Here is a 20,342-nt window from a genome sequence, read left to right as displayed (position 1 = left end):
GACCCTTTGAGGATCTGCAGTGAGCGACATTCTGTTTGAAAAACGCGGCAAGGCCGGTTTCGTAACCCTCAACCGGCCAAAGGCGCTCAATGCGCTGACACATGGAATGGTCACGGCCCTTGTAGATCAGTTGACACGGTGGGCCGAGGATCCAGAAATTGCGCATGTCGTGATAACCGGCGAAGGCGGCAAGGCGTTCTGTGCGGGCGGCGACATTGTCGGCATCTACGAATCCAAAATGGCCGGCCAGATGGATGGTCTCGGGGCGTTCTTCAAAGACGAGTATCTTCTGAACGCGCAGATCAAGGCCTATCCGAAACCCTATATCGCGCTGATCGACGGCATCGTCATGGGTGGTGGCGTCGGCGTTTCCGTTCATGGCAGCCACCGGGTTGGTACAGAAAAGACCATGTTTGCCATGCCGGAAACCGGGATCGGTTTTTTCCCCGATGTTGGCGGTACCTATTTCCTACCGCGCATGCCGAAAAAGACGGGTGTTTATTGTGCTCTATCCGCCGGCCGTTTGAAACAGGGCGACGCATTGGCCACCGGCGTTCTGACACACACAGTGAAAGAAGCGGATCTGGCGGCCATCGAAGAGGCTCTAGTAAGCTCCGATGATGCCGATGCAGCTCTAAAACCCTTCTTGGTGGATGTGGAACCGGGAACACTGATGCAACAGGCCGATCTGATCGAGACTTGTTTTTCAGAAGACAGCGTTGCAGCCATTCTGGAGCGCTTGGACGGGTGCGGCGAGGATTTTGCCATCAAGGCGGCCGAGACGATCCGCCAGAAATCCCCGACAAGTGTCATGATTGCCTTTGAACAAATGCAGCGCGGCGCAAACTCAAGTTTCAACGACTGTATGAAGCTGGAGTACCGGATCGTTTCTCAGATCCTCAAAGGCGAAGACTTCTTTGAAGGCGTGCGCGCGCTTCTGGTCGACAAGGATCAATCGCCGAAATGGTCGCCGTCAGAGCTCACACACGTAGACATGGACGACCTGGCATCGTATTTCCGGGAACCGGCAGGCGGAGACCTGCCGCTGTAACCACAGTGGACCGGATATGATCACCAGCTTTCAAGATCTTTTTTACGCCCGCCCGCCTTGGAGTACGGTGCTGATCTGGTACTTGCGGGCGATGGGCCTGCTCCTGATGGGCGGCGGTGTGATCTATTGGGCGCGGATCGTCGGGATTGTTGAATGGCGAGGCATGTGGTTTTGGGACATGCCGATTGCCATTCAAGGGGCTGTTGTTTTCTTTGGCGTCTTGGACCTTGTCGCGGCCATCGGGCTTTGGCTGACGGTGTCCTGGGGAACGGTCATGTGGCTGTTCCGCTGCTTTTGTCAGATCGTGATGCACACGGTGTTTTCCGATCTTTATGGCCGCCGTCCTTATGAAATCGCCTTCTACCTTTTGACCATATTGATCTATGTGGGGCTGACCTATCTGATGACCCGCGAAAACAGGATCAACGCCGCATCGAAATGATGGGTTGTGACAAGGATATTTGACTCAACTTTTGAAGTTCTTGGCCAGCCTGTTCAGCAGATCCGCATATGTAACTGAAAACGCGCTTAAAACCATTCTTTGGAGGAAACAATGTCAACCACTGTCGGCTTTATCGGTCTGGGCAATATGGGTGGTCCGATGGCCATCAATCTGGCGAAGGCCGGACACAGGGTCCTTGGGTTTGATATGTCCAAGGCAGCAATGGATGCGCTCGTGGCTGAAGGCGGCGAGGCAGTTTCCAGCGTGTCAGAGATGGCGGCTCAGGTTGATGTTGTCGTGACCATGCTGCCGGCAGGCAAACATGTGCGGGAAGTCTATATGGGCGAGGGCGGTATCTTGGAGACCGCAAAAGCCGGCACCTTGCTCATTGATTCCTCCACAATCGACGTCGACAGTGCCCGCGTAGTCAGTGCTGCAGCTGCCGAAAAATCCATGCCGATGGTCGATGCGCCGGTTTCCGGTGGTGTTGCCGGAGCAGCTGGCGGGACATTGACCTTTATGGTCGGGGGTGAAGACAGCGCCTTTGAAGCCGCAAAGCCCTATCTGGACATTATGGGCAAGACCATTGTTCATGCAGGCGGAGCAGGGAACGGCCAGGCCGCGAAGATCTGCAACAACATGATCCTCGGCATTACCATGATCGGTGTGTCCGAAGCTTTTGTGCTTGCTGAGCGCCTTGGCCTTGATGCGCAAAAACTGTTCGACATTTCTTCCGCCGCTTCCGGTCAGTGTTGGGCGCTGACATCTTATTGTCCTGTGCCTGGGCCGCTGCCGGCGTCTCCGGCCAACCGCGATTACCAGCCGGGCTTTGCTGCCGGCATGATGTTGAAGGATTTGAAACTGGCTCAGGAAGCAGCTAACTCGTCCGGCGCGGCGACACCGCTTGGAGCCGAGTCGGCTGCGCTCTATTCGCTGTTCTGCAATTCCGGTGGCGATGCCCAGGATTTCTCTGCCATTGTGAAGTTCCTGCGCGGATCATCATAAACAAAATCTGAATCAGGCACCTAAAAAGCGGGTCAAAAGTTAACTGATGATTCAGCGTGTCTCTTAAGCGGATTTTAGAATCAGTCCGTTAGATTATCTGACAAGGCGGGAAAATATCCGCCGATTGACAGGTACAATTAAGAGGCGCAATCACATGATCACCGCAAGTAGGGCAGTCGATGCTGTGGCACAGGGTGAAGAGGAAGAAGTGGCGATCAAGCCGCTCTACCTAGAAGCCTTAACGCTCGTAGAGCGTTTGCACCGGCGTTTGCTGGACGTAATCAAGGATGAGTTTGACCGCATGGGCCGGTCGGACGTCAACAGTGTGCAGGCACTGTTGCTGTTCAACATTGGCGATGCCGAGCTGACCGCCGGCGAGCTTCGCACCCGCGGCTACTATCTCGGTTCAAACGTGTCCTATAACCTGAAGAAACTGGTCGAAACCGGTTATATTCACCACCAGCGCTCGCGCATGGACCGCCGGTCCGTCCGTGTGAGCCTGACTGACAAGGGCCAGGAAGTGGCAAAGATCGTCAATGATCTTTATGAGCGCCACATGCTGTCTGTTGAACAGGTTGGTGAAATCGGACCGCAGGACTTCGTAGCGCTGAATAAGTCGCTCCGCCGTCTGGAACGGTTCTGGACCGATCAGATTCTTTATCGCCTCTAAGTAATTCGCGGCGTATCCAGATGACAAAGCACCGCCCTTGTGGCGGTGCTTTTGTTTTATGACAACCTCATTCAATTAACTGAGAGCTATTGAAAACCGGAAGCCGAAACTACTGTTCAAATGGCTCTATCCGTTTTATCCGCCAAGTTTTGTTCGTACCAATCAAAGCCTCCAGGTCGCTAACCTCGAGCTGGGAGAAGGTGGAAAAGGTTTCCATGACTTGGTCGATTATAGCGGGTTCTTGAACATAGCGACTGCGTTTGAAACTCCCGGGGTAGGCGTTCTGTTCCAATTGATCCAAGAAATCTCCTGCAAAAACAAATGCACCGTCAAAGTCGGCAGATGCGAGAAATGCTCCAGTGAAATTCGCATGCGCCAGCACTGCGTTTTCAAAGGTCGCGGCGCTTAACTCCGCGCCGCTGAAATCTGCTCCTAGAAGAGTTGCTCTGTTGAAGTTCGCTGCGGTCAACCGCGCATTGTCAAACCAGACAAGCTTTAAAAATGCATCGCTTAAATCAATACCGGTCAATCGTGTTGTAATGTTTTCACTGTTGGAAACTACGGGCGGAAGCGCTGCCTTCGGGGTCAGTGATGAAAACCGTGCCGCTTCTATGCGCGCTTCGCGAAGGATTGCGTTTTCAAGATTTGCTCCCTGAAAATCCACCTCGCTGAAATGGCCTCTGGTGAGGTCGGCATACGACAATTTGCCATTTTGAAATGAGAGTGGACCAAAAGAGAAGTCCCTGAGTGCGGCATGCGAAAGATCTAGGCCGAAGTAATTCAAAAATTCATAAGAGCGAATTCCCGAGCGAACCAGGGTATCAAGCAGCTGACCGCGTTCAGGACTGTAGTTTCTTGAAACAAGCGTTCGCGTTTTGGGCGTGTCTTGCCAATTTCCCAGCCGGGCCATTTTTGAAAATGTCTTCGGCAGATCCACACGCCGTCGGTCCATTGCATCCTTTACAGCGAGTTGCGGATTTCCAGAACTAATCCCTCCTTCCAAATACCGGTAAGGTTTAGAGGCATGGGAAGCAGCGACAACCCGCATAACTAGGCTTTGTGCAAGATCTTTCGCAGGATCGATAACCGGGATTTTATCAACTGAAGGGTCACCAGTGGAAACGCCAGATTTGCCGGCAACCTCATCCATCACTTCACCGAGCAATTCGGCAATTCGTGTGATTTCGACAGCGATTTCAGCGTTACGTGCTGCTTCAGCAAGTTCGACCTGCTGTATCAGTAATGCCGATTGTTCGTCTATCCGGACGTTCTGGCTGGCTATCAGTTCATTTTGTTTGAAGAGAAGCGCAGTACCGGCAAGCGCCGCGAGGGAGGCAATCAGTCCAGTCAAGGACGCAATAATCCAGCGCCTTGCTGTAACCCAACTGTATCGCGCGAGAGCTAGCTGAACCAGTTCTCTGGCTGCGCTTGTTGCTCCGTCCGGATCCCTATCAATCGCCTTCTGAGTGACGCGTGATAAAGGTTCGGCAAACATGTCCAACCGAGATTCCGCGACGCCGAACAAACCTGCCATCAGCTTACCTCGGAAAAGATACAAAGCAATTCCGCCAAACGTGATGAGCGAGAGGAGAACAACAAATCCGGCGAACACGTGAGCGAAATAGATTTCGAAAAGGTCAAAACCAGAGAAGGCTAGAAAAAAGCCTGCCAGCGTTCCGAAAAGAAAAAACAACACGCCGAAACTTAATGAATAGGTTTTATGTGTGAGCCGTTCTGTTTCAAGTTCGACACTGCTCTCCTTATTGAGACTGTCGTCCATAAACGTTCTCCACTAAGTGACTATGAGAATGCGGAATTCAGAAAAAGAAACTACCGATGAGTATTGCCTAGATCTGATGTGATTTTCCAGGCTTTTGGAGCTCGGTCATGTCTAAAGCAGGCCGAACAACAAAAGGAATTTTCAAAGTGCGAAGATTGAATCGGAGGTGCCAATCGAGGTTGGTCAATACTCTGCTGATACCTGCTCACGGATATTTGGTTGGACAGCTAAAACACTCCGCAATATTCGGGTGAGACTAATCCCGTGACCTTTCGACATGATGTGGTCACAAAGGAATGGCCTTTTGGGGCGCTGGTCCGCTGGAAAGTTAAGGAATCAACCGATTTGTTAACCATATTGCGGTACCTGTGATGGTCGCGAGCCGGAGATTGACCGGATCAATCGACGACCGATGAAACTTGATAGACAAAAATGCGCGGACGCGCGCGATATGTGCAGCACTGTGGGGTCGGTAATGACACTTTTTTCCGCATCGGCCGGGACGAAGTTTGCTTTCAAGCGGAACGCTTATCTTGGAAAAATCAGCGCTGTGGCCCTAGGGCTCGCTGCGGCGGTTGTCATGACAGGGAGCGCATCGGCTCAAACTGCGCTGCAGTCTCTGCAAAGCAATCGCCAGAACCTTGAATGGGCGGACAGCTTTGATATCGCAACGGACAATATCACGGAAGTGAAGTCCTTTGCTCCGACCTTGTCCCCTGAAACAGCTGATCACATCGCGATTGCGATCAATCGCTACCAGCACATCGTTCAGCTGGGCGGATGGGGTGCTGTTACGCTGGGCGGTAAAACGCTTCGGATCGGCAAAAAAGATCCGCGAGTTGTTGAACTGCGCCGCCGTTTGATGGGATCCGGCGATCTGGAACAGCAGGCTGGCCTATCCGATACATTCGATTCCTACGTCGATGCGGCTCTGCGCCGGTTCCAGCTCCGCCATGGACTGATCCCGGACGGAGTTATGGGTGAGGACACTGTCAAGGCCTTGAACGTTCCGGCTGATGTGCGTTTGCGGCAGTTGGAAACCAATCTTGTCCGCGTCCGCGCCATGTCCGGGAACCTTGGTGACCGTTATGTGATGGTGAACATTCCGGCGGCTGAGATCGAAGCCGTCGAAAATGGCCGAGTCCGTTCCCGCCATACTGCAGTTGTTGGTAAGATTGACCGGCAGACTCCGATCTTGAACAGCAAGATCTATGAACTGAATTTTAATCCAACATGGACCGTGCCGGTTTCCATCATCCGTAAGGATTTGATCCCGAAGATGAAAGAAGATCCTGAGTATCTAGCCAAGAACAAGATCCGGATCTTTAATTGGCGTGGTAACGAAGAAATTTCCTGGCAGCAGATCGACTGGAATACGGAAGAGGCGACCAATTATCGGTTCACCCAGGATCCGGGGCAGGAAAACTCCCTTGGGTCTGTGCGGATCAATTTCCACAACAAGCACCAGGTTTACTTGCACGATACGCCGTCCAAAACACTGTTTGGCGAAGGCTACCGGTTCCATTCCTCCGGCTGTGTTCGTGTCCAAAACGTGCGCGAGCTGGTCACATGGTTGCTTCAGTCGACCACGCCGGACTGGGACCGCACGAAAGTTGATTCCGTCATCCGAAGTGGCGCGCGCGAAGACGTGAAGCTGAAAAGGTCCATTCCGCTTTACATGGCCTATGTCACCGCTTGGGCAAATGCCGATGGCGTGGTTCACTTCCGCGATGACATTTACAACCGCGACGATATTTATGGGGTCGATACCCAGGCGAGCTTGCAATAACGCTGTATTGAACCTGACAGAACTTCCAAACGCCGGTCTTGCAGAGGCCGGCGTTTCGTGTCTATTGAGGCAGAAAGTAAAGTTTGACCTCGATCGGGATGGTGTCAGGGATCGATGAAAGGAAGTGTGCCGGATGAGTCGTGATCCAAGACCCGGCGAGATCTATTTGGAGTTCCGGCCTGTCGGAAAACAGGTGCAAGTCACGGCAATCGACGCGGCAACCGGGATCGAGGTGTCCACATTCGGTCCGGCTTCAACGTCTCAGGAAGACTTGAAAAGGGTTGTTGTTCGGAAACTGAAACGCCGAATTGACCAGCTGGCGGATGCGGCCAAACAGCAGCGGGATCCGACACTTTATTAAACCAACTCATTGATATTGAAGTTGGCGGTTTGCGGTTAGGCCGGTTCTTCGGTCGCGTCCAATTTGACGCCCTTAACGTATTCCGAGGCGACCACCTTATTCCGGCCGGAGCTTTTAGCGTCATAAAGAGCATCATCGGCGCATTTGAACAAACCGTCGATAACGCTCATTCCCGATTTCTCAGTTGTTAGGTTTGGACCTTCCAAAGTGGTTAGGCCGAAGCTTGCTGTAATGGAAAACCTCTCCTTTTTTCCATCAAAGGACTGTTCTTGTACCGCTTTTCGCAAGCGCTCGGCCAAAGCCGCAGCATTTTCCGGGCTGGTGCGCGGCATTAAAATGCTGAACTCTTCGCCGCCCCAGCGCGCAATGACATCGCTCTGGCGCAGGTTGTTTTCCAATGTACGGGCGACGGTCTGCAAGACTTCATCGCCGGCGGCATGGCCATAAGTGTCGTTGACCGACTTGAAATGGTCGACATCCAGGAGCGCGACACTTAACGGCTCTTCAGTGCGGGCTCGGGATTTCAGTTCGTGGTCGCATAGCTCAAGGAAGTGGCTGCGGTTAAATATCTGCGTCATGCCGTCGGTAATGGCCTGAACGCGGAACTGTTCCGCCAACTCCGCACGGGCTGTCACTTCCCCTTCGAGCCGTTCCTTGACGGCCCGCAGTTCTTCCTGCATCCGATCACAGAGGCGGACCATCCGTTTTTGATCCTTTACTGCGCGCTTATAGGCCGCGGAGAGTGTCTTGATCAGGTCGGTGGTCTCTTCAAGTCCGTCTATAATCGTCTCGGCGTGCTCCATCACCCGCTCTTCGTTGTCGAAAAGCGTAAAATCCGTTTCCGTATTCTTTCTGGTCCGGTTCATTCGGCACTCGCCTCCGGCTTCAAGTGGAAGCTGGCATGTTCGAAGTCTTCAGAAAAGTCCTCGCCCATTTCTTCCATCATGTCGTCTTCTGGATCAAAATACCAGTTGATGACAATATTCTTGCCGGTTTCGGCCGCTTCCTCAAGCAACTGGAATAAGTTCATGATCGCCTTGGCGCTGGACGAGTTGAAATAGATGAGTTTCATCTCCACCGTCAGAGTCTGATCGTGTGTCGCTGCAATGAAACCGGCAACGGCTTTCAGGACGGGTCCAAAAAAAGCGCTGGCATCTTCGGGGTAGCTTTCGCCGGACATAGATAGCCGGCCCGTGTCCAGATCCAGACGAATTTCTGGAGATCTCGCAGTTGCTTCGATATCAAGAGGTGTCATGGTCATGCCTCAGGCCTCCTCTTAAACGAACGCTTTAAGGACAAAGAACTTCCGCCCGTCGTCCATATCGTAAAAATCGTACTCCAAGGGTTGTGTTGCTCGCCTTGCGATTTCAATCAGACCAATTGAACCGCCTTCGCTCTGTGCTTCAGGTTCTTCGCGAAGCTTTGTCTTGTAGTGTTTGCGTAAAGTTTCCCCATCCATGCCCCGGATCATCTCCAAACGTTCACGCAATGTTACAGCTTCTTCCTGTGGGACTGGATTGCCGCATATGACAAAAAAACTCTGATTTTCATGACCGAATGCAACAACACCATTGGACAATCGGGACGCTTTGGCATCCGAAAGCCAAGCCTGTTCATCTGAATAGCGGATGATATTTTGAACCTGTTCCACAAAGACACCGAACACCCGGCGCGCAACCTTACGCTCGGTGTTTTGCAGCTCCATTTGCTGCTTTACGGCATTACCGAGTGACAGCATCAGGTTCTCGCTGAAATATCCGGAATAAGCGAAAAACGTGTTCCGGTTCTGCAATTCTGAGCGGAATGCGTAAATGTCTTGCGCCAGCATCGCCTGTTCCTATTCTGCCGCTTTTTCGGCCAATTGCATGGCAGATATTGGAGTCACCGCAAGGACAGTATAATCATCCCTTGCCGGTTCCTCGCCGCGGTATTCTGACAAAACAGCTTTAAGGTTGTCGAGTTGCGTTTCCAGGTCAGCGTAGGCCTTTGATTCAAGGACCTCAAACAATCGCTTGCGGCCGAATGCACGTTTATTCTTCCCGCCGATGTGGTCAGTTGCACCGTCTGTCGCGACGTAAAACGTCTCGTTGGGCTCAATATCTATTTTATGAACAGTGAAGGATGTCGGACGTTTCAATGATCGGTAAGCGAGATGACGGCGGTCGGCCGCGATCCGCCGGATGCCGTCGAATGATTGGATGAACAAGGGGATGCCGGCGCCGACGTATGTCAGCGTATTGTCATCGCGGTCGAAGATCACCAGGGCGGCCTCGAATCCATCGTCAGATTCCCTCATTGCAAACTTGTCATCCTCCTGGGTCTCCTGACCGAGGCGTGCACGAACCGCCTTGTCCAGATAGAGCATCAGGTTCTCGGGATCATCGAGGTCGACATAGTCCATGATTTTTGTCAGTTCCGAAGACACGATCATTGTCAAAAGCGCACCAGGAACCCCATGACCGGTACAATCGGCAACAAAGAACACCACCTTGTTGTATTGTTCTGATGACCAGACAAAATCGCCGCTGACCACCTGCAGCGGTTCCCACAGCATCGCAACATCCGCAACCGAATGGCGCATATCTTGGACGTCGGCCAGCAATCCTTTTTGGATCTTTCGCGCGTAAGTAATGCCTTCCCATAACTGCTCGTTTGCCAGGTGGAGGTCGGTTTCACGTTGTTTTGCGATCGCCAATGTCTCTTTGATACGGCTCATATTGCGTTGAATTAAGCGGGCCATCGGTCTGAAAATAAGGACAATCTCAACAGCAATGAGTATCAGGGTGAGCGCCCACATGGTCGTTGTAATGGTGTCAAGCCGGCGCAGCGCCTCTTCACCTTCATGCTGAAAAGTATTGGTCAGAGCATTCAGTTTTACCGGCATGTGCAGATTTGCCAGAACAACGATTTGATCAATATCTTTCTCATCCGGCGGGTCGGATTGAGCCAGTCGGCGCGTTGTTTCTACAAATTCGTCCAGCATCTGATCTAGGGGATGTTTGCCACCAAAAAAGGCGGCCTGCAGTGCAGGCAACAATTTTCCGGTAGGCACGTCGGCCGGTTTGCCCACGTGACAACTAAAACCTTCTGACAGCGCGGATCGGATAAGCTCCACATTGGCGGACTTGAGGGCTACATGTGCCCGCATCATTTGATCTGCACATCCCAGAAGGGTGAAACTTGGGTTGGCCCCATTGACCCTTTCAAAACGTGCCATGTTCTGGGCGATCATGCCGATCCGCTGGCTAAGCATGCGCTGCCGGCCGGCGAGGTTCACTTCCACGCCTATGCGTTGTTGTTCTTTGATAAATGCAATATCGGCCAGCCAAATGGCAGTGACCGTTAATGCGATGAGGCCGAGACCCAAACTATAAGATATGGTTGGAAGGTGCCGTGAGTTTTCCAGCCAATTCGCAATTTTCATAAATTCACCACCAAGTATGATCCCGGTTTTTGTCAAGGTGATGCCAGGATGAATTCTTGAATTATTGTGCGAAAAAATTAAGGAAAGCTGGACGTCGTGTCATAATTATGAGTTTTGATTCCGGAATTTACTGTAATAAATGACGATGATTATATTTCTTGCTGTGAATTTTATATAGAATTCTTGTGTCGACCGGAGAATTTCGATCGATTGTTAAAGATGCCGGTTTCAAGAAGGCTTGCGTCGCTGTTGCCCTTGGGTTTCACGAAAGCCTGTGTTACTTCGACGCCACAAGATGGCAGACAGCTCCCGATCCCGCTCCTATGTGAGCAAATGCTGACGCCACACCTTTTGCTCAACTAACAAGGATGGTGCGATGTCTTTGATGGAATCCTCCAGTCAGTCGGCTCAGTCCGGTTTCTTCACCCGTGGTCTTGCTGAAGCCGATCCGGATATCTTCGGAACAATCGAAAAGGAACTGGGCCGTCAACAGCACGAAATTGAGCTGATCGCGTCCGAAAACATCGTGTCCCGTGCCGTGCTGGAAGCACAGGGCTCCATCTTCACAAACAAGTACGCCGAAGGCTATCCAGGTAAACGCTACTACGGCGGCTGCGAGTTCGCTGATGTGGCAGAAACACTGGCCATTGAGCGCGCCAAGGAACTGTTTGGCTGCCAGTTCGCCAATGTCCAGCCGAACTCCGGTTCCCAGATGAACCAGGCAGTGTTCCTGGCGCTTCTGCAGCCGGGCGACACCTTTATGGGTCTGGATCTGAACTCCGGTGGCCACCTGACACACGGCTCTCCGGTGAACATGTCCGGCAAATGGTTCAACGTTGTTTCCTACGGTGTACGGGAAGACGATCATCTGCTCGACATGGACGAAGTTGAGCGTCTGGCCAATGAGCACAAGCCGAAACTAATTCTGGCGGGTGGCACCGCCTATTCCCGCATCTGGGATTGGAAGCGCTTCCGCGAAATTGCTGACAGCATCGGTGCTTATCTGATGGTCGATATGGCCCACATCGCTGGCCTGGTTGCCGGCGGCGTGCATCCGTCACCGATCCCGCATGCACATGTCTGCACAACCACGACGCATAAATCCCTGCGCGGTCCGCGCGGTGGCATGATCCTGTGTAACGACGAAGCGCTGGCCAAGAAATTCAACTCTGCGGTTTTCCCGGGCCTTCAGGGCGGTCCGCTGATGCATGTGATTGCTGCAAAAGCTGTTGCGTTTAAGGAAGCTCTACAGCCGGAATTTAAGACCTACGCGCAGTCTGTCATCGCAAACTCCAAAGCTTTGGCCGAATCCTTGAAAGAACAGGGATTGGATATCGTTTCCGGTGGCACCGACAACCACTTGATGCTTGTGGATCTGCGTCCGAAGAACGCGACTGGTAAGGCTGCGGAAAAATCTCTCGGCCGGGCCAACATCACCTGCAACAAGAACGGCATTCCGTTCGACCCGGAAAAGCCGTTTGTAACCTCAGGTATCCGCCTCGGCACCCCGGCAGCGACCACGCGCGGCTTCGGTGTGGCCGAATTCCGCGAAGTTGGCATGCTGATCACGGAAGTGTTGGATGGTTTGAAGGCCGCAAACAGTGAAGAGGGCAACGCAGCGGTTGAAGCCGCGGTCAAAGCCAAGGTAGAAGCACTGACAGCACGGTTCCCGATCTACGGGGGGTAACCGGCTCGTTCAGGAGCTTTGACACATGAAATGTCCGTTTTGCGGCGGTGATGAAACCCAAGTTAAGGATTCCCGCCCGACCGAGGACAACACAGCCATTCGCCGCCGCAGGATCTGCAACACCTGCGGCGGCCGCTACACCACCTTTGAACGGGTTCAGCTGCGCGAGTTAATGGTGCTCAAGCGCTCTGGACGCCGTGTCCCGTTTGATCGGGAAAAACTGATGCGCTCGGTACAAATCGCGGTGCGCAAGCGTCCGGTGGATCCGGAGCGGATTGAGCGGATGGTCAGCGGCATCGTGCGCCAGCTGGAAAGTTCCGGCGAAAGCGAAATCACCGCAGAAACCATTGGCAATCACGTCATGGAGGGCCTCAAGGAGGTCGATGACGTTGCTTATGTTCGCTTTGCCTCAGTGTACAAGAATTTCCGCGAGGCCAAGGACTTCGAAGCTCTATTGGATGAGCTGAGTGATCCGGACGCGCCGCTGGCGGACAAAGACTGAACCGCGCGTCGCCAATGTCCAAGATTAGTGACACTGATAACCGGTTTATGGCGGCAGCCGAACGGCTTGCCCGTCGCGGGCTTGGCCGGGTGTGGCCGAACCCTTCCGTTGCCGCTCTGATTGTCCGCGAAACCAAAGATGGTTTGCCGGCCCTCGTTGGCCGGGGTGTGACCTCACGGCCTGGCATGGCTCATGCGGAGGTCAACGCGCTCAATCAAGCCGGTGATAAGGCAAAGGGTGCTACATGTTATGTCACCCTGGAGCCCTGTTCTCATTATGGACGTACGCCGCCCTGTTCGTTGGCCTTGATTGAGGCCGGTGTCAAACGGGTGGTTGTCGGAATGCTCGACCCCAATCCGCGGGTTTCTGGCCGCGGCGTCAAAATGCTTGAAGATGCCGGGATCGAAGTTGTGACCGGCGGACGGGAAGCTTCCATCAAAGCCGTCTATCATGGCTTCACCCTGCGCCAGGTAAAGCAGCGCCCAAGTGTGTTTTTGAAACTTGCGGTTTCCCAAGATGGATTTATCGGCCGGGAAGGTGAGGGGCAGATTAAAATATCCGGCCCGCTCTCCATGCGTATGGTTCATGGCTTCCGGGCTGCATCCGATGCCATTCTCGTCGGCAGCGGAACGGCGCTAGCCGACGACCCGCAACTAACCTGCCGTCTGCCGGGATTGCATCACCGGTCGCCGGTTCGTGTTGTCGTAGACCGGCAGGCCCGTTTGCCTGTGACTTCAAAGCTGGTCAAAACCTGTGTGGATGTCCCGGTCTGGCTGATTTGCAGCAATGACGCTGATGGTGAGCGGATCGATGCTTTGTCCGCCGCTGGCGTCAACATTATCCGGGTTCCGGCGGCAGACACCGGGATTGATCCCAGTGTGATCTTAAGCGCACTTGCGACACGCGGCATCACCCGCGTGATGGTCGAAGGGGGCGCGCGGCTGGCTTCGTCATTCCTAAACGCTGGGCTGATCGATGACCTGTGTGTCGTAACCGGCGATATCGAGATTGGCGCAGGCGGCATACCGGCTCTGCACGATCTGGATCTTGCAAAAGTGCTCAACGACCCCAATTTCGACCGCATCGGTGCCGGACATTTTGGTCCCGATCGATACACCTACCTCAGACGGCGTGGAGCCTGACATGTTCACCGGTATTGTGACCGACCTTGGCCAAATCATTAAGTGCGACGATATTCCGGCAGGAAAGCGCACCCGGATTAGGACCGTCTACGACACGGACAGTTTCGACATCGGCGCGTCAATTGCCTGCGATGGTGTTTGCCACACGGTTACAGCTAAAGAAAACAGCGCCGATGGCAATTGGTTTGAAGTGGAATCGGCCTCAGAAACGCTGGCCTTGACCAATGTAGCGGACTGGGCTGCCGGTCAAGACATCAACTTGGAGCGCTCCTTGACCATGGGCGCGGAACTTGGCGGCCACCTTGTGCTGGGGCATGTTGATGGCCTCGCTGAAATCACAAAACGCGAAGACCACCCGGATTCTGTCTATTTCCAGTTCCGGGCACCAGAAGAGGCAGCCCCGTTCATTGCCAAAAAAGGCTCTGTTGCCCTGAATGGGGCATCGCTGACAGTGAACGAAGTCGAGGGCCTTCTGTTTTCCGTCTTTCTGATCCCGCACACACTTGAAGTGACCAACTGGTCGGATCGCAAGGTTGGCGACCAGATCAATCTCGAAGTGGATATGATGGCCCGTTACGCGGCACGTCTTGCGGAATTCACCAAGACCGGGTAGGGGACGTCCCAACATTTTCAAGAACAACGAGGACCGGTCTCAGGTGGTCCTGCTGGTGAACCCGGGTGACAGCTATGTTGCCTGGTTTTAACGGTCTTGCACGAATGACACTGGACAAACCGGGGCAGACGTGGTTCCTGTCGCGGCCTTATAAAGGATGAAACCCATGAGCGCTGCACCGAAACTCCTGATCATTGAAGCCCGCTTCTATGATGACCTGGCCGATTCTCTGGCTGAAGGCGCGATCAAGACGATCGAAGCAGCCGGTGCAGCCTATGATCGTGTAGCGGTTCCGGGGGTCTTGGAAATCCCGGCAGCCCTTTCCATGGCAATGACTGCGATGGAAAACGAAGGTACGCTGTATGATGGTTTTGTCCTTCTGGGTGTTGTGATCCGTGGGGAAACCACGCATTACGACATCGTCGCAAATGAATCCAACCGCGTGGTCATGGACTTGATCGTTGATGCGGATCTGGCTGTCGGAAATGGTATTCTGACGGTTGAAAACAGTGAGCAGGCGTGGGCCCGTGCCAAGGTCGACGACAAGAATAAGGGCGGAGCAGCAGCTCAGGCAGCCCTTGATATGATCGCACTGCGCGCACGCCTCGGAGTATAAGACAAATGACCGGAAAGGCCGACCCGGACAAACCGGCTGCAAGCAAATCAGGCGGCAAAACCGTGCGCCCAGCCAACAAGCGGGGCGTTGCGCGCCTCGCTGCTGTTCAAGCGCTATACCAGATGGACATCGGCGGAACGCCGGTGACCAATGTGGTGAGCGAATACACCGCTTTCCGTTTGGGCAAGGAAATTGACGGCGAACAGTACCGCGATGCCGACGAACAATGGTTCAAGCACATCGTTGCCGGTGTGGTTCAGGATCAGAAGTTTCTGGACCCCTACATCCATACAGCGTTGAAGGAAGACTGGCCGCTTAAGCGGATCGATAGTCTGCTTCGGGCAATTCTGCGCTCTGGTTCTTATGAGCTTTTGCGGCGCAAGGATGTTCCGGCCAAGGTAATCATCTCCGAATATATTGATGTTGCCAAAGCGTTCTTCGAAGATGATGAACCTGGCTTGGTCAATGGTGTGCTCGACCGGCTGGCGCATGAATTGCGTAGCCCGGAATTCGATGCCAAGGATGCGGACGGACAGGGCTGATCATGTCTGCCGCACGGCCCGGTGAGTTTGAGCTGATCAAACAGTTTTTTGCGCCCCTGGCCAAAAATCCGGGCAGTGTCGGACTGACCGATGATGCGGCCGTGTTGTCACCGCGTGATGGCTACGACCTTGTTTTAACCAAGGATGTTCTGGCCGCCGATATCCATTTTTTTGCAGATGACGCGCCAGAAGCGATTGCTGCAAAGGCGTTGCGGGTCAATTTGTCAGACTTGGCTGCCAAGGGAGCGACACCGCGCGGATACCTGCTCGGCCTTGCGCTACCGAAAAACTGGACAGCTGGATGGCTGGAGCGCTTCTGCAATGGGCTGGCAGCCGATCAAGCTGCCTATGATATTGACCTCCTTGGCGGCGATACCATTCGCTCTTCCAATGGCTTGCAGGTGTCTATTACTGCAATTGGTGAGGTTGAGGCCGGCAATGCGGTGCGGCGTTGCGGCGCAAAGCCAGGCGATCAGCTTTTTGTCACCGGGACGATCGGCGATGCCGCTGCGGGACTGAAAGCACGGCTTGATCCTGAGTTCTGCCGCCGGAGTGGACTAAACGAAGATCAAGAAAAACACATCCTGGACCGATATCTGCTGCCGCGGCCCCGCACTCGTTTGGCGCCGATGATCGCCAGATACGCATCGGCCTCGATGGATGTGTCCGACGGGCTTTTGTCCGATGCCGGTCATATTGCAACTGCCAGCGCTGTCGACATGCGTATCGACTTGGAAGCTGTTCCTTTGTCCATGACAATGGCGCACATCAAAGAAGCCGCGCCGGAAACTTTCTTCAGCTGCCTGAATGGCGGTGATGACTACGAAATCCTGGCTGCAGTTCCGGCTCAAAGTGCTGCGGATTTTGCTGCGGACGCCAGAGCCGCCGGCTGTCCGGCGCATGCGATCGGACGTGTGGACGAGGGAAATGGCGGCGTTCATCTCTCGAAAGACGGCGCACCGCTCGCAGCTGGACAGAGTGTTGGTTTCAGCCACTTTTAGATTTTGATCATCGGATACTTTGCGATCACCCAAAGCCGTGATAGGCAGAAAATCCTTCCTGTTCGGGCCTCAGCCCAATTAGAGATCGCAAATTCATGACCGCAGTTTCGCACGAAACCCTTGTCGATGACCGTTTGGCCAAACGCAACGCGCTGTTACTGGCGTTGGCGCAGGCACTTGGCGGTGCTTCGGCTTCCATTGTGATCTCCACCGGGTCTCTCGTTGGCTACATGATGTTAGGCGAAGACAAGTCGCTTGCTACGGTTCCGGTATCTGCAATGGTTTTGGGCACGGCCTTCGGCACCATACCGGCAGGTATGATCATGCGTCGTTTCGGCCGCCGGGCCGGGTTCATGGGATCGGCGCTCTTGGGTGTCGCGTCCGGTCTCCTGGCTGCCTATGCAGTCATGCTGAACCACTTCCTGCTGTTTGCTTTTTCTTGCAGCGTGGGCGGGTTTGCCGGAGCCTTTGTTCAGCAGTATCGGTTTGCCGCAGCAGATACGGCCAGCGATGCGTTTAAGCCGAAGGCGATTTCCTGGGTTTTGGCAGGCGGGGTTCTAGCTGGGGTTGTCGGTCCACAGACCGTGATCGCCACAAAGGACATGTTTGCCCCCATCCTGTTTGCCGGGACTTATTTGGCTCAAGCGGGTCTGGCCTTTATCGCAATGTGCCTTCTGGCGTTCATCAAGATCCCGAAACCTCCGCGGCAGAACCACAAGCAAGCGGGCGGGCGGCCCTTGCGGCAGATCATGATGCAACCGCGTTTTATTGTCGCTGCAGCTTGCGGCATTTGCTCTTACGCTTTGATGAGCCTGGTCATGACCGCAACACCGCTCGCGATGATCGGCTGTGGCCTCAGCGAAACCGATGCTGCGCTTGGCATCCAGTGGCACGTTTTAGCAATGTTCGGACCGAGCTTCTTCACCGGCAGTTTGATTGCCCGCTTTGGTAAGGAACGGATTGTGTCGATCGGACTGTCTCTTCTGGCAGGCTGTTCGATTGTGGCTCTGGCAGGCCTTGAACTGGCCCATTTTTGGACGGCTCTGGTATTGCTGGGCCTTGGCTGGAACTTCGGATTTATCGGCGCTACAGCCATGCTGACAGACACTTATCGACCCGAGGAACGCAACCTTGTCCAGTCGGTCAATGATTTCCTGGTTTTCGGATTCGTCGCAGCAGCTTCTTTTTCCTCTGGAGCCCTGCTCAACGCCTTTGGCTGGTCGACCGTCAATATCCTCGTTTTCCCGTTTGTGGTCCTTTGCATCGGTCTGCTTATTTGGCTCGCCGTGGCTGAAAGAAGAGCTGTTACAACCGCTTAAAGTTCATACGTAATTTTACTTCGTCACTGCAGCATAAATTGCTGCGGTGCGCTATGTTATGCCGCAGCGGCATATTGAAATAATACATTTGAAGAGCTTGACGGCCCGCGCTGCTTTGTTGCTAGTGTGTGGGCGCTTCACGCTGGGGAATCTATGTGTGAGGTGATTTGGCGGGCAAAACAACAAACAAAAGCCACCCGTCGCAGCCTTGGGAGGAAGCATGATCGAGCTTGTCGTCATCATTATTTGCGGCCTTTTGTCCATTGCGTATGGCGCATGGGCAATTCAGTCCGTTATGGCATCGGATGCGGGTAATGCCCGTATGCAGGAGATCGCCGAAGCGATCCAGGAAGGGGCCAGCGCATATCTCAACCGGCAATACACGACAATCGCGATTGTCGGTGCTGTTGTCTTTGTACTCGCATGGATCCTGCTTTCTGGACCTGCAGCTATCGGTTTCGCGATTGGTGCCGTTCTTTCCGGTGCGGCTGGCTACATCGGTATGATGGTGTCCGTCCGGGCTAACGTTCGGACCGCTCAGGCTGCAAGCCAGAGTTTGGGTGCAGGTCTTGAAATCGCATTCAAGTCTGGTGCTGTCACCGGTCTTCTTGTCGCAGGTCTCGCGCTTTTGGGTGTGGCCGTTTATTACGCCATCCTAACCGGCCCAATGGGTTTTGAAGCAACCGACCGCGGTGTGATCGACGCATTGGTCGCTCTTGGTTTTGGTGCTTCCCTTATTTCGATTTTCGCCCGTCTGGGCGGCGGCATCTTCACCAAAGGTGCAGACGTTGGCGGCGACCTCGTCGGAAAGGTTGAAGCTGGCATCCCGGAAGATGATCCGCGCAACCCGGCAACCATCGCCGATAACGTTGGCGACAACGTCGGTGACTGTGCCGGTATGGCAGCCGACTTGTTTGAAACCTATGCGGTGACTGTTGTTGCCACCATGGTTCTGGCGTCTATCTTCTTCACCGGCGCGGAAGCTGTTGAGTTGATGCTGTTGCCGCTTTTGATCGGTGCAAGTTGTGTGGTCACGTCCATTATCGGAACATTCTTCGTCAAACTCGGCGAAAACAACTCCATCATGGGTGCGCTCTACAAGGGCTTCATTGCAACAGCGGTGCTGTCGGCAGTTGCCCTGTTCTTGATCACCTTCCTGTGGCTTGGCTTTGGGACGGAGTTCACAACACCGGATGGCACATCCTTCACAGGGCGCCACCTGTTCTATTGTGGTCTGATTGGCTTGATCGTTACCGGCCTGATCATTTGGGTAACCGAATATTACACCGGCACTGAATATCGCCCGGTGAAGTCGATTGCCCAGGCATCTGTCACCGGTCACGGCACCAACGTCATCCAAGGCCTTGCGGTCTCTTTGGAAGCAACGGCACTGCCGGCGCTGATCATCATCGCAGGTATTCTGGTGACATACGCATTTGCCGGTCTCTTCGGGATCGCGATTGCAGTGACCACAATGCTGGCTCTGGCTGGTATGGTTGTCGCGCTTGATGCGTTTGGACCAGTAACCGACAATGCCGGTGGTATTGCGGAAATGGCCAATCTGCCGGATGAAGTGCGTACGACAACGGATGCCCTGGACGCGGTCGGTAACACCACCAAAGCAGTGACCAAAGGCTATGCTATCGGTTCTGCTGGTCTCGGTGCGCTAGTGTTGTTTGCAGCCTACACGGAAGATCTGAAATACTTCAGCAGCACAGCTGAAGAAGGGTCGATCTTTGCGGGCATCAATGTCGACACCTTGTTCTCCTTGTCCAACCCGTATGTTGTGGCTGGCTTGCTGTTTGGCGGTCTGCTGCCGTATCTCTTCGGCGGGATTTCCATGACCGCTGTGGGCCGGGCTGCGGGCGCGGTGGTTGAAGAAGTTCGCCGCCAGTTCAAGGAAAAGCCAGGCATCATGGAGGGCACTGAGCGGCCGGATTATGGCCGGGCGGTCGACATGCTGACCAAGGCGGCGATCAAGGAAATGATCATCCCGTCGCTGCTGCCGGTTCTATCACCGATCGTGGTGTTCTTCGTCGTCCGTGCCGTGGCAACACCAGCCGATGCCTTCGCAGCTCTCGGCGCGATGCTGCTGGGTGTGATTGTCACCGGTTTGTTCGTGGCGATCTCTATGACCGCCGGTGGTGGTGCCTGGGATAACGCCAAGAAGTCGTTTGAAGATGGCTTCACCGACAAGGATGGTGTGACCCACCAGAAGGGCGGCGATGCGCACAAGGCATCGGTCACCGGCGATACGGTCGGCGATCCTTATAAGGATACCGCTGGTCCTGCGGTGAACCCGATGATCAAGATCACCAATATCGTGGCACTTCTGCTGCTTGCGGTGCTGGCGCACTGATCGAATGATCACTTGAAAAGAAAAGCCCCGGTTTGAAGA

General features: G+C 54.1%; 20 protein-coding genes. 15 read left to right on the top strand and 5 right to left on the bottom strand.

Features of this window, described 5'->3' with window-relative positions:
• Positions 1–19 precede the first annotated feature (19 nt).
• The 4 genes from ACOOFE_RS16635 to ldtR all read left to right on the top strand — a co-directional run bounded on the left by ACOOFE_RS16635 (position 20) and on the right by ldtR (position 3,168).
• The gene (locus ACOOFE_RS16635) at positions 20–1,051 is read left to right on the top strand and encodes an enoyl-CoA hydratase/isomerase family protein (protein ID WP_420411082.1); all 1,032 of its coding nucleotides are present in this window, start codon (positions 20–22) and stop codon (positions 1,049–1,051) included.
• Between the two features lie 16 nt (positions 1,052–1,067).
• Positions 1,068–1,493, top strand: a complete 426-nt coding sequence (locus ACOOFE_RS16630; RefSeq protein WP_420411081.1) for a DUF6163 family protein — start codon at positions 1,068–1,070, stop codon at positions 1,491–1,493.
• A 111-nt stretch (positions 1,494–1,604) separates the two neighbouring features.
• Positions 1,605–2,498 (top strand): 3-hydroxyisobutyrate dehydrogenase, encoded by an 894-nt coding sequence (gene mmsB, locus ACOOFE_RS16625; protein ID WP_420411080.1) that lies wholly within the window; start codon positions 1,605–1,607, stop codon positions 2,496–2,498.
• 154 nt (positions 2,499–2,652) lie between these two features.
• Positions 2,653–3,168 (top strand): transcriptional regulator LdtR, encoded by a 516-nt coding sequence (ldtR, locus tag ACOOFE_RS16620; RefSeq protein WP_141187329.1) that lies wholly within the window; start codon positions 2,653–2,655, stop codon positions 3,166–3,168.
• A 109-nt stretch (positions 3,169–3,277) separates the two neighbouring features.
• Here ldtR and ACOOFE_RS16615 read toward each other — a convergent pair whose 3' ends face one another.
• Positions 3,278–4,948, bottom strand: coding sequence for a pentapeptide repeat-containing protein (locus tag ACOOFE_RS16615; protein WP_420411079.1), 1,671 nt, complete (start codon positions 4,946–4,948; stop codon positions 3,278–3,280).
• Between the two features lie 580 nt (positions 4,949–5,528).
• On the opposite strand from ACOOFE_RS16615, the gene ACOOFE_RS16610 reads away from it, so the two are divergent.
• Both ACOOFE_RS16610 and ACOOFE_RS16605 read left to right on the top strand, forming a co-directional pair.
• Positions 5,529–6,737 (top strand): L,D-transpeptidase family protein, encoded by a 1,209-nt coding sequence (locus ACOOFE_RS16610; RefSeq protein ID WP_420415598.1) that lies wholly within the window; start codon positions 5,529–5,531, stop codon positions 6,735–6,737.
• Between the two features lie 133 nt (positions 6,738–6,870).
• Positions 6,871–7,098 carry a DUF6898 family protein gene (locus ACOOFE_RS16605; RefSeq protein WP_420411078.1) on the top strand — a complete coding sequence of 76 codons (228 nt, stop codon included), beginning with the start codon at positions 6,871–6,873 and terminating at the stop codon, positions 7,096–7,098.
• 35 nt (positions 7,099–7,133) lie between these two features.
• Here the strand turns inward: ACOOFE_RS16605 and ACOOFE_RS16600 are convergent, their stop codons facing one another.
• The 4 genes from ACOOFE_RS16600 to ACOOFE_RS16585 are packed head-to-tail and all read right to left on the bottom strand — an operon-like array spanning position 7,134 to position 10,522.
• Positions 7,134–7,964 (bottom strand): GGDEF domain-containing protein, encoded by an 831-nt coding sequence (locus ACOOFE_RS16600; protein WP_420411077.1) that lies wholly within the window; start codon positions 7,962–7,964, stop codon positions 7,134–7,136.
• Entirely contained in the window at positions 7,961–8,359 is a 399-nt protein-coding gene (locus ACOOFE_RS16595; protein WP_420411076.1) for a DUF1987 domain-containing protein, read from the bottom strand. Before ACOOFE_RS16595 ends, ACOOFE_RS16600 begins: the two co-directional genes overlap by 4 nt.
• A gap of 15 nt (positions 8,360–8,374) precedes the next feature.
• Positions 8,375–8,926, bottom strand: coding sequence for a SiaB family protein kinase (locus ACOOFE_RS16590; protein WP_420411075.1), 552 nt, complete (start codon positions 8,924–8,926; stop codon positions 8,375–8,377).
• A 9-nt stretch (positions 8,927–8,935) separates the two neighbouring features.
• A complete protein-coding gene (locus ACOOFE_RS16585) occupies positions 8,936–10,522 on the bottom strand; it encodes a PP2C family protein-serine/threonine phosphatase (RefSeq protein WP_420411074.1) in 1,587 nt (528 codons plus the stop codon).
• A 385-nt stretch (positions 10,523–10,907) separates the two neighbouring features.
• Here ACOOFE_RS16585 and glyA point away from each other — a divergent pair, with 385 nt between their 5' ends.
• The 9 genes from glyA (at position 10,908) to ACOOFE_RS16540 (ending at position 20,303) form a co-directional block, all read left to right on the top strand.
• Positions 10,908–12,209 (top strand): serine hydroxymethyltransferase, encoded by a 1,302-nt coding sequence (gene glyA / locus ACOOFE_RS16580; protein WP_420415597.1) that lies wholly within the window; start codon positions 10,908–10,910, stop codon positions 12,207–12,209.
• A gap of 25 nt (positions 12,210–12,234) precedes the next feature.
• A complete protein-coding gene (gene nrdR, locus ACOOFE_RS16575; protein WP_141187322.1) occupies positions 12,235–12,711 on the top strand; it encodes a transcriptional regulator NrdR in 477 nt (158 codons plus the stop codon).
• Positions 12,712–12,725: 14 nt separating this feature from the next.
• The gene (ribD, locus tag ACOOFE_RS16570) at positions 12,726–13,853 is read left to right on the top strand and encodes a bifunctional diaminohydroxyphosphoribosylaminopyrimidine deaminase/5-amino-6-(5-phosphoribosylamino)uracil reductase RibD (RefSeq protein WP_420411073.1); all 1,128 of its coding nucleotides are present in this window, start codon (positions 12,726–12,728) and stop codon (positions 13,851–13,853) included.
• A gap of 1 nt (position 13,854) precedes the next feature.
• Entirely contained in the window at positions 13,855–14,466 is a 612-nt protein-coding gene (locus tag ACOOFE_RS16565; RefSeq protein ID WP_420411072.1) for a riboflavin synthase, read from the top strand.
• A 166-nt stretch (positions 14,467–14,632) separates the two neighbouring features.
• Positions 14,633–15,082, top strand: a complete 450-nt coding sequence (gene ribH, locus ACOOFE_RS16560) for a 6,7-dimethyl-8-ribityllumazine synthase (protein WP_141187319.1) — start codon at positions 14,633–14,635, stop codon at positions 15,080–15,082.
• Between the two features lie 5 nt (positions 15,083–15,087).
• Complete coding sequence (gene nusB / locus ACOOFE_RS16555) at positions 15,088–15,624, top strand: transcription antitermination factor NusB (protein WP_420411071.1); 537 nt, start codon at positions 15,088–15,090, stop codon at positions 15,622–15,624.
• Between the two features lie 2 nt (positions 15,625–15,626).
• Positions 15,627–16,625, top strand: a complete 999-nt coding sequence (gene thiL, locus ACOOFE_RS16550) for a thiamine-phosphate kinase (protein WP_420411070.1) — start codon at positions 15,627–15,629, stop codon at positions 16,623–16,625.
• 95 nt (positions 16,626–16,720) lie between these two features.
• The gene (locus ACOOFE_RS16545; protein ID WP_420411069.1) at positions 16,721–17,944 is read left to right on the top strand and encodes an MFS transporter; all 1,224 of its coding nucleotides are present in this window, start codon (positions 16,721–16,723) and stop codon (positions 17,942–17,944) included.
• 220 nt (positions 17,945–18,164) lie between these two features.
• Positions 18,165–20,303, top strand: coding sequence for a sodium-translocating pyrophosphatase (locus ACOOFE_RS16540; RefSeq protein ID WP_420411068.1), 2,139 nt, complete (start codon positions 18,165–18,167; stop codon positions 20,301–20,303).
• The last annotated feature ends 39 nt before the right edge of the window (positions 20,304–20,342 follow it).

It is taken from the genome of Roseibium sp. (assembly GCF_965216085.1).
In the GTDB taxonomy this organism is placed as follows: domain Bacteria; phylum Pseudomonadota; class Alphaproteobacteria; order Rhizobiales; family Stappiaceae; genus Roseibium.
This window is presented reverse-complemented; position numbering and strand designations above follow the sequence as displayed.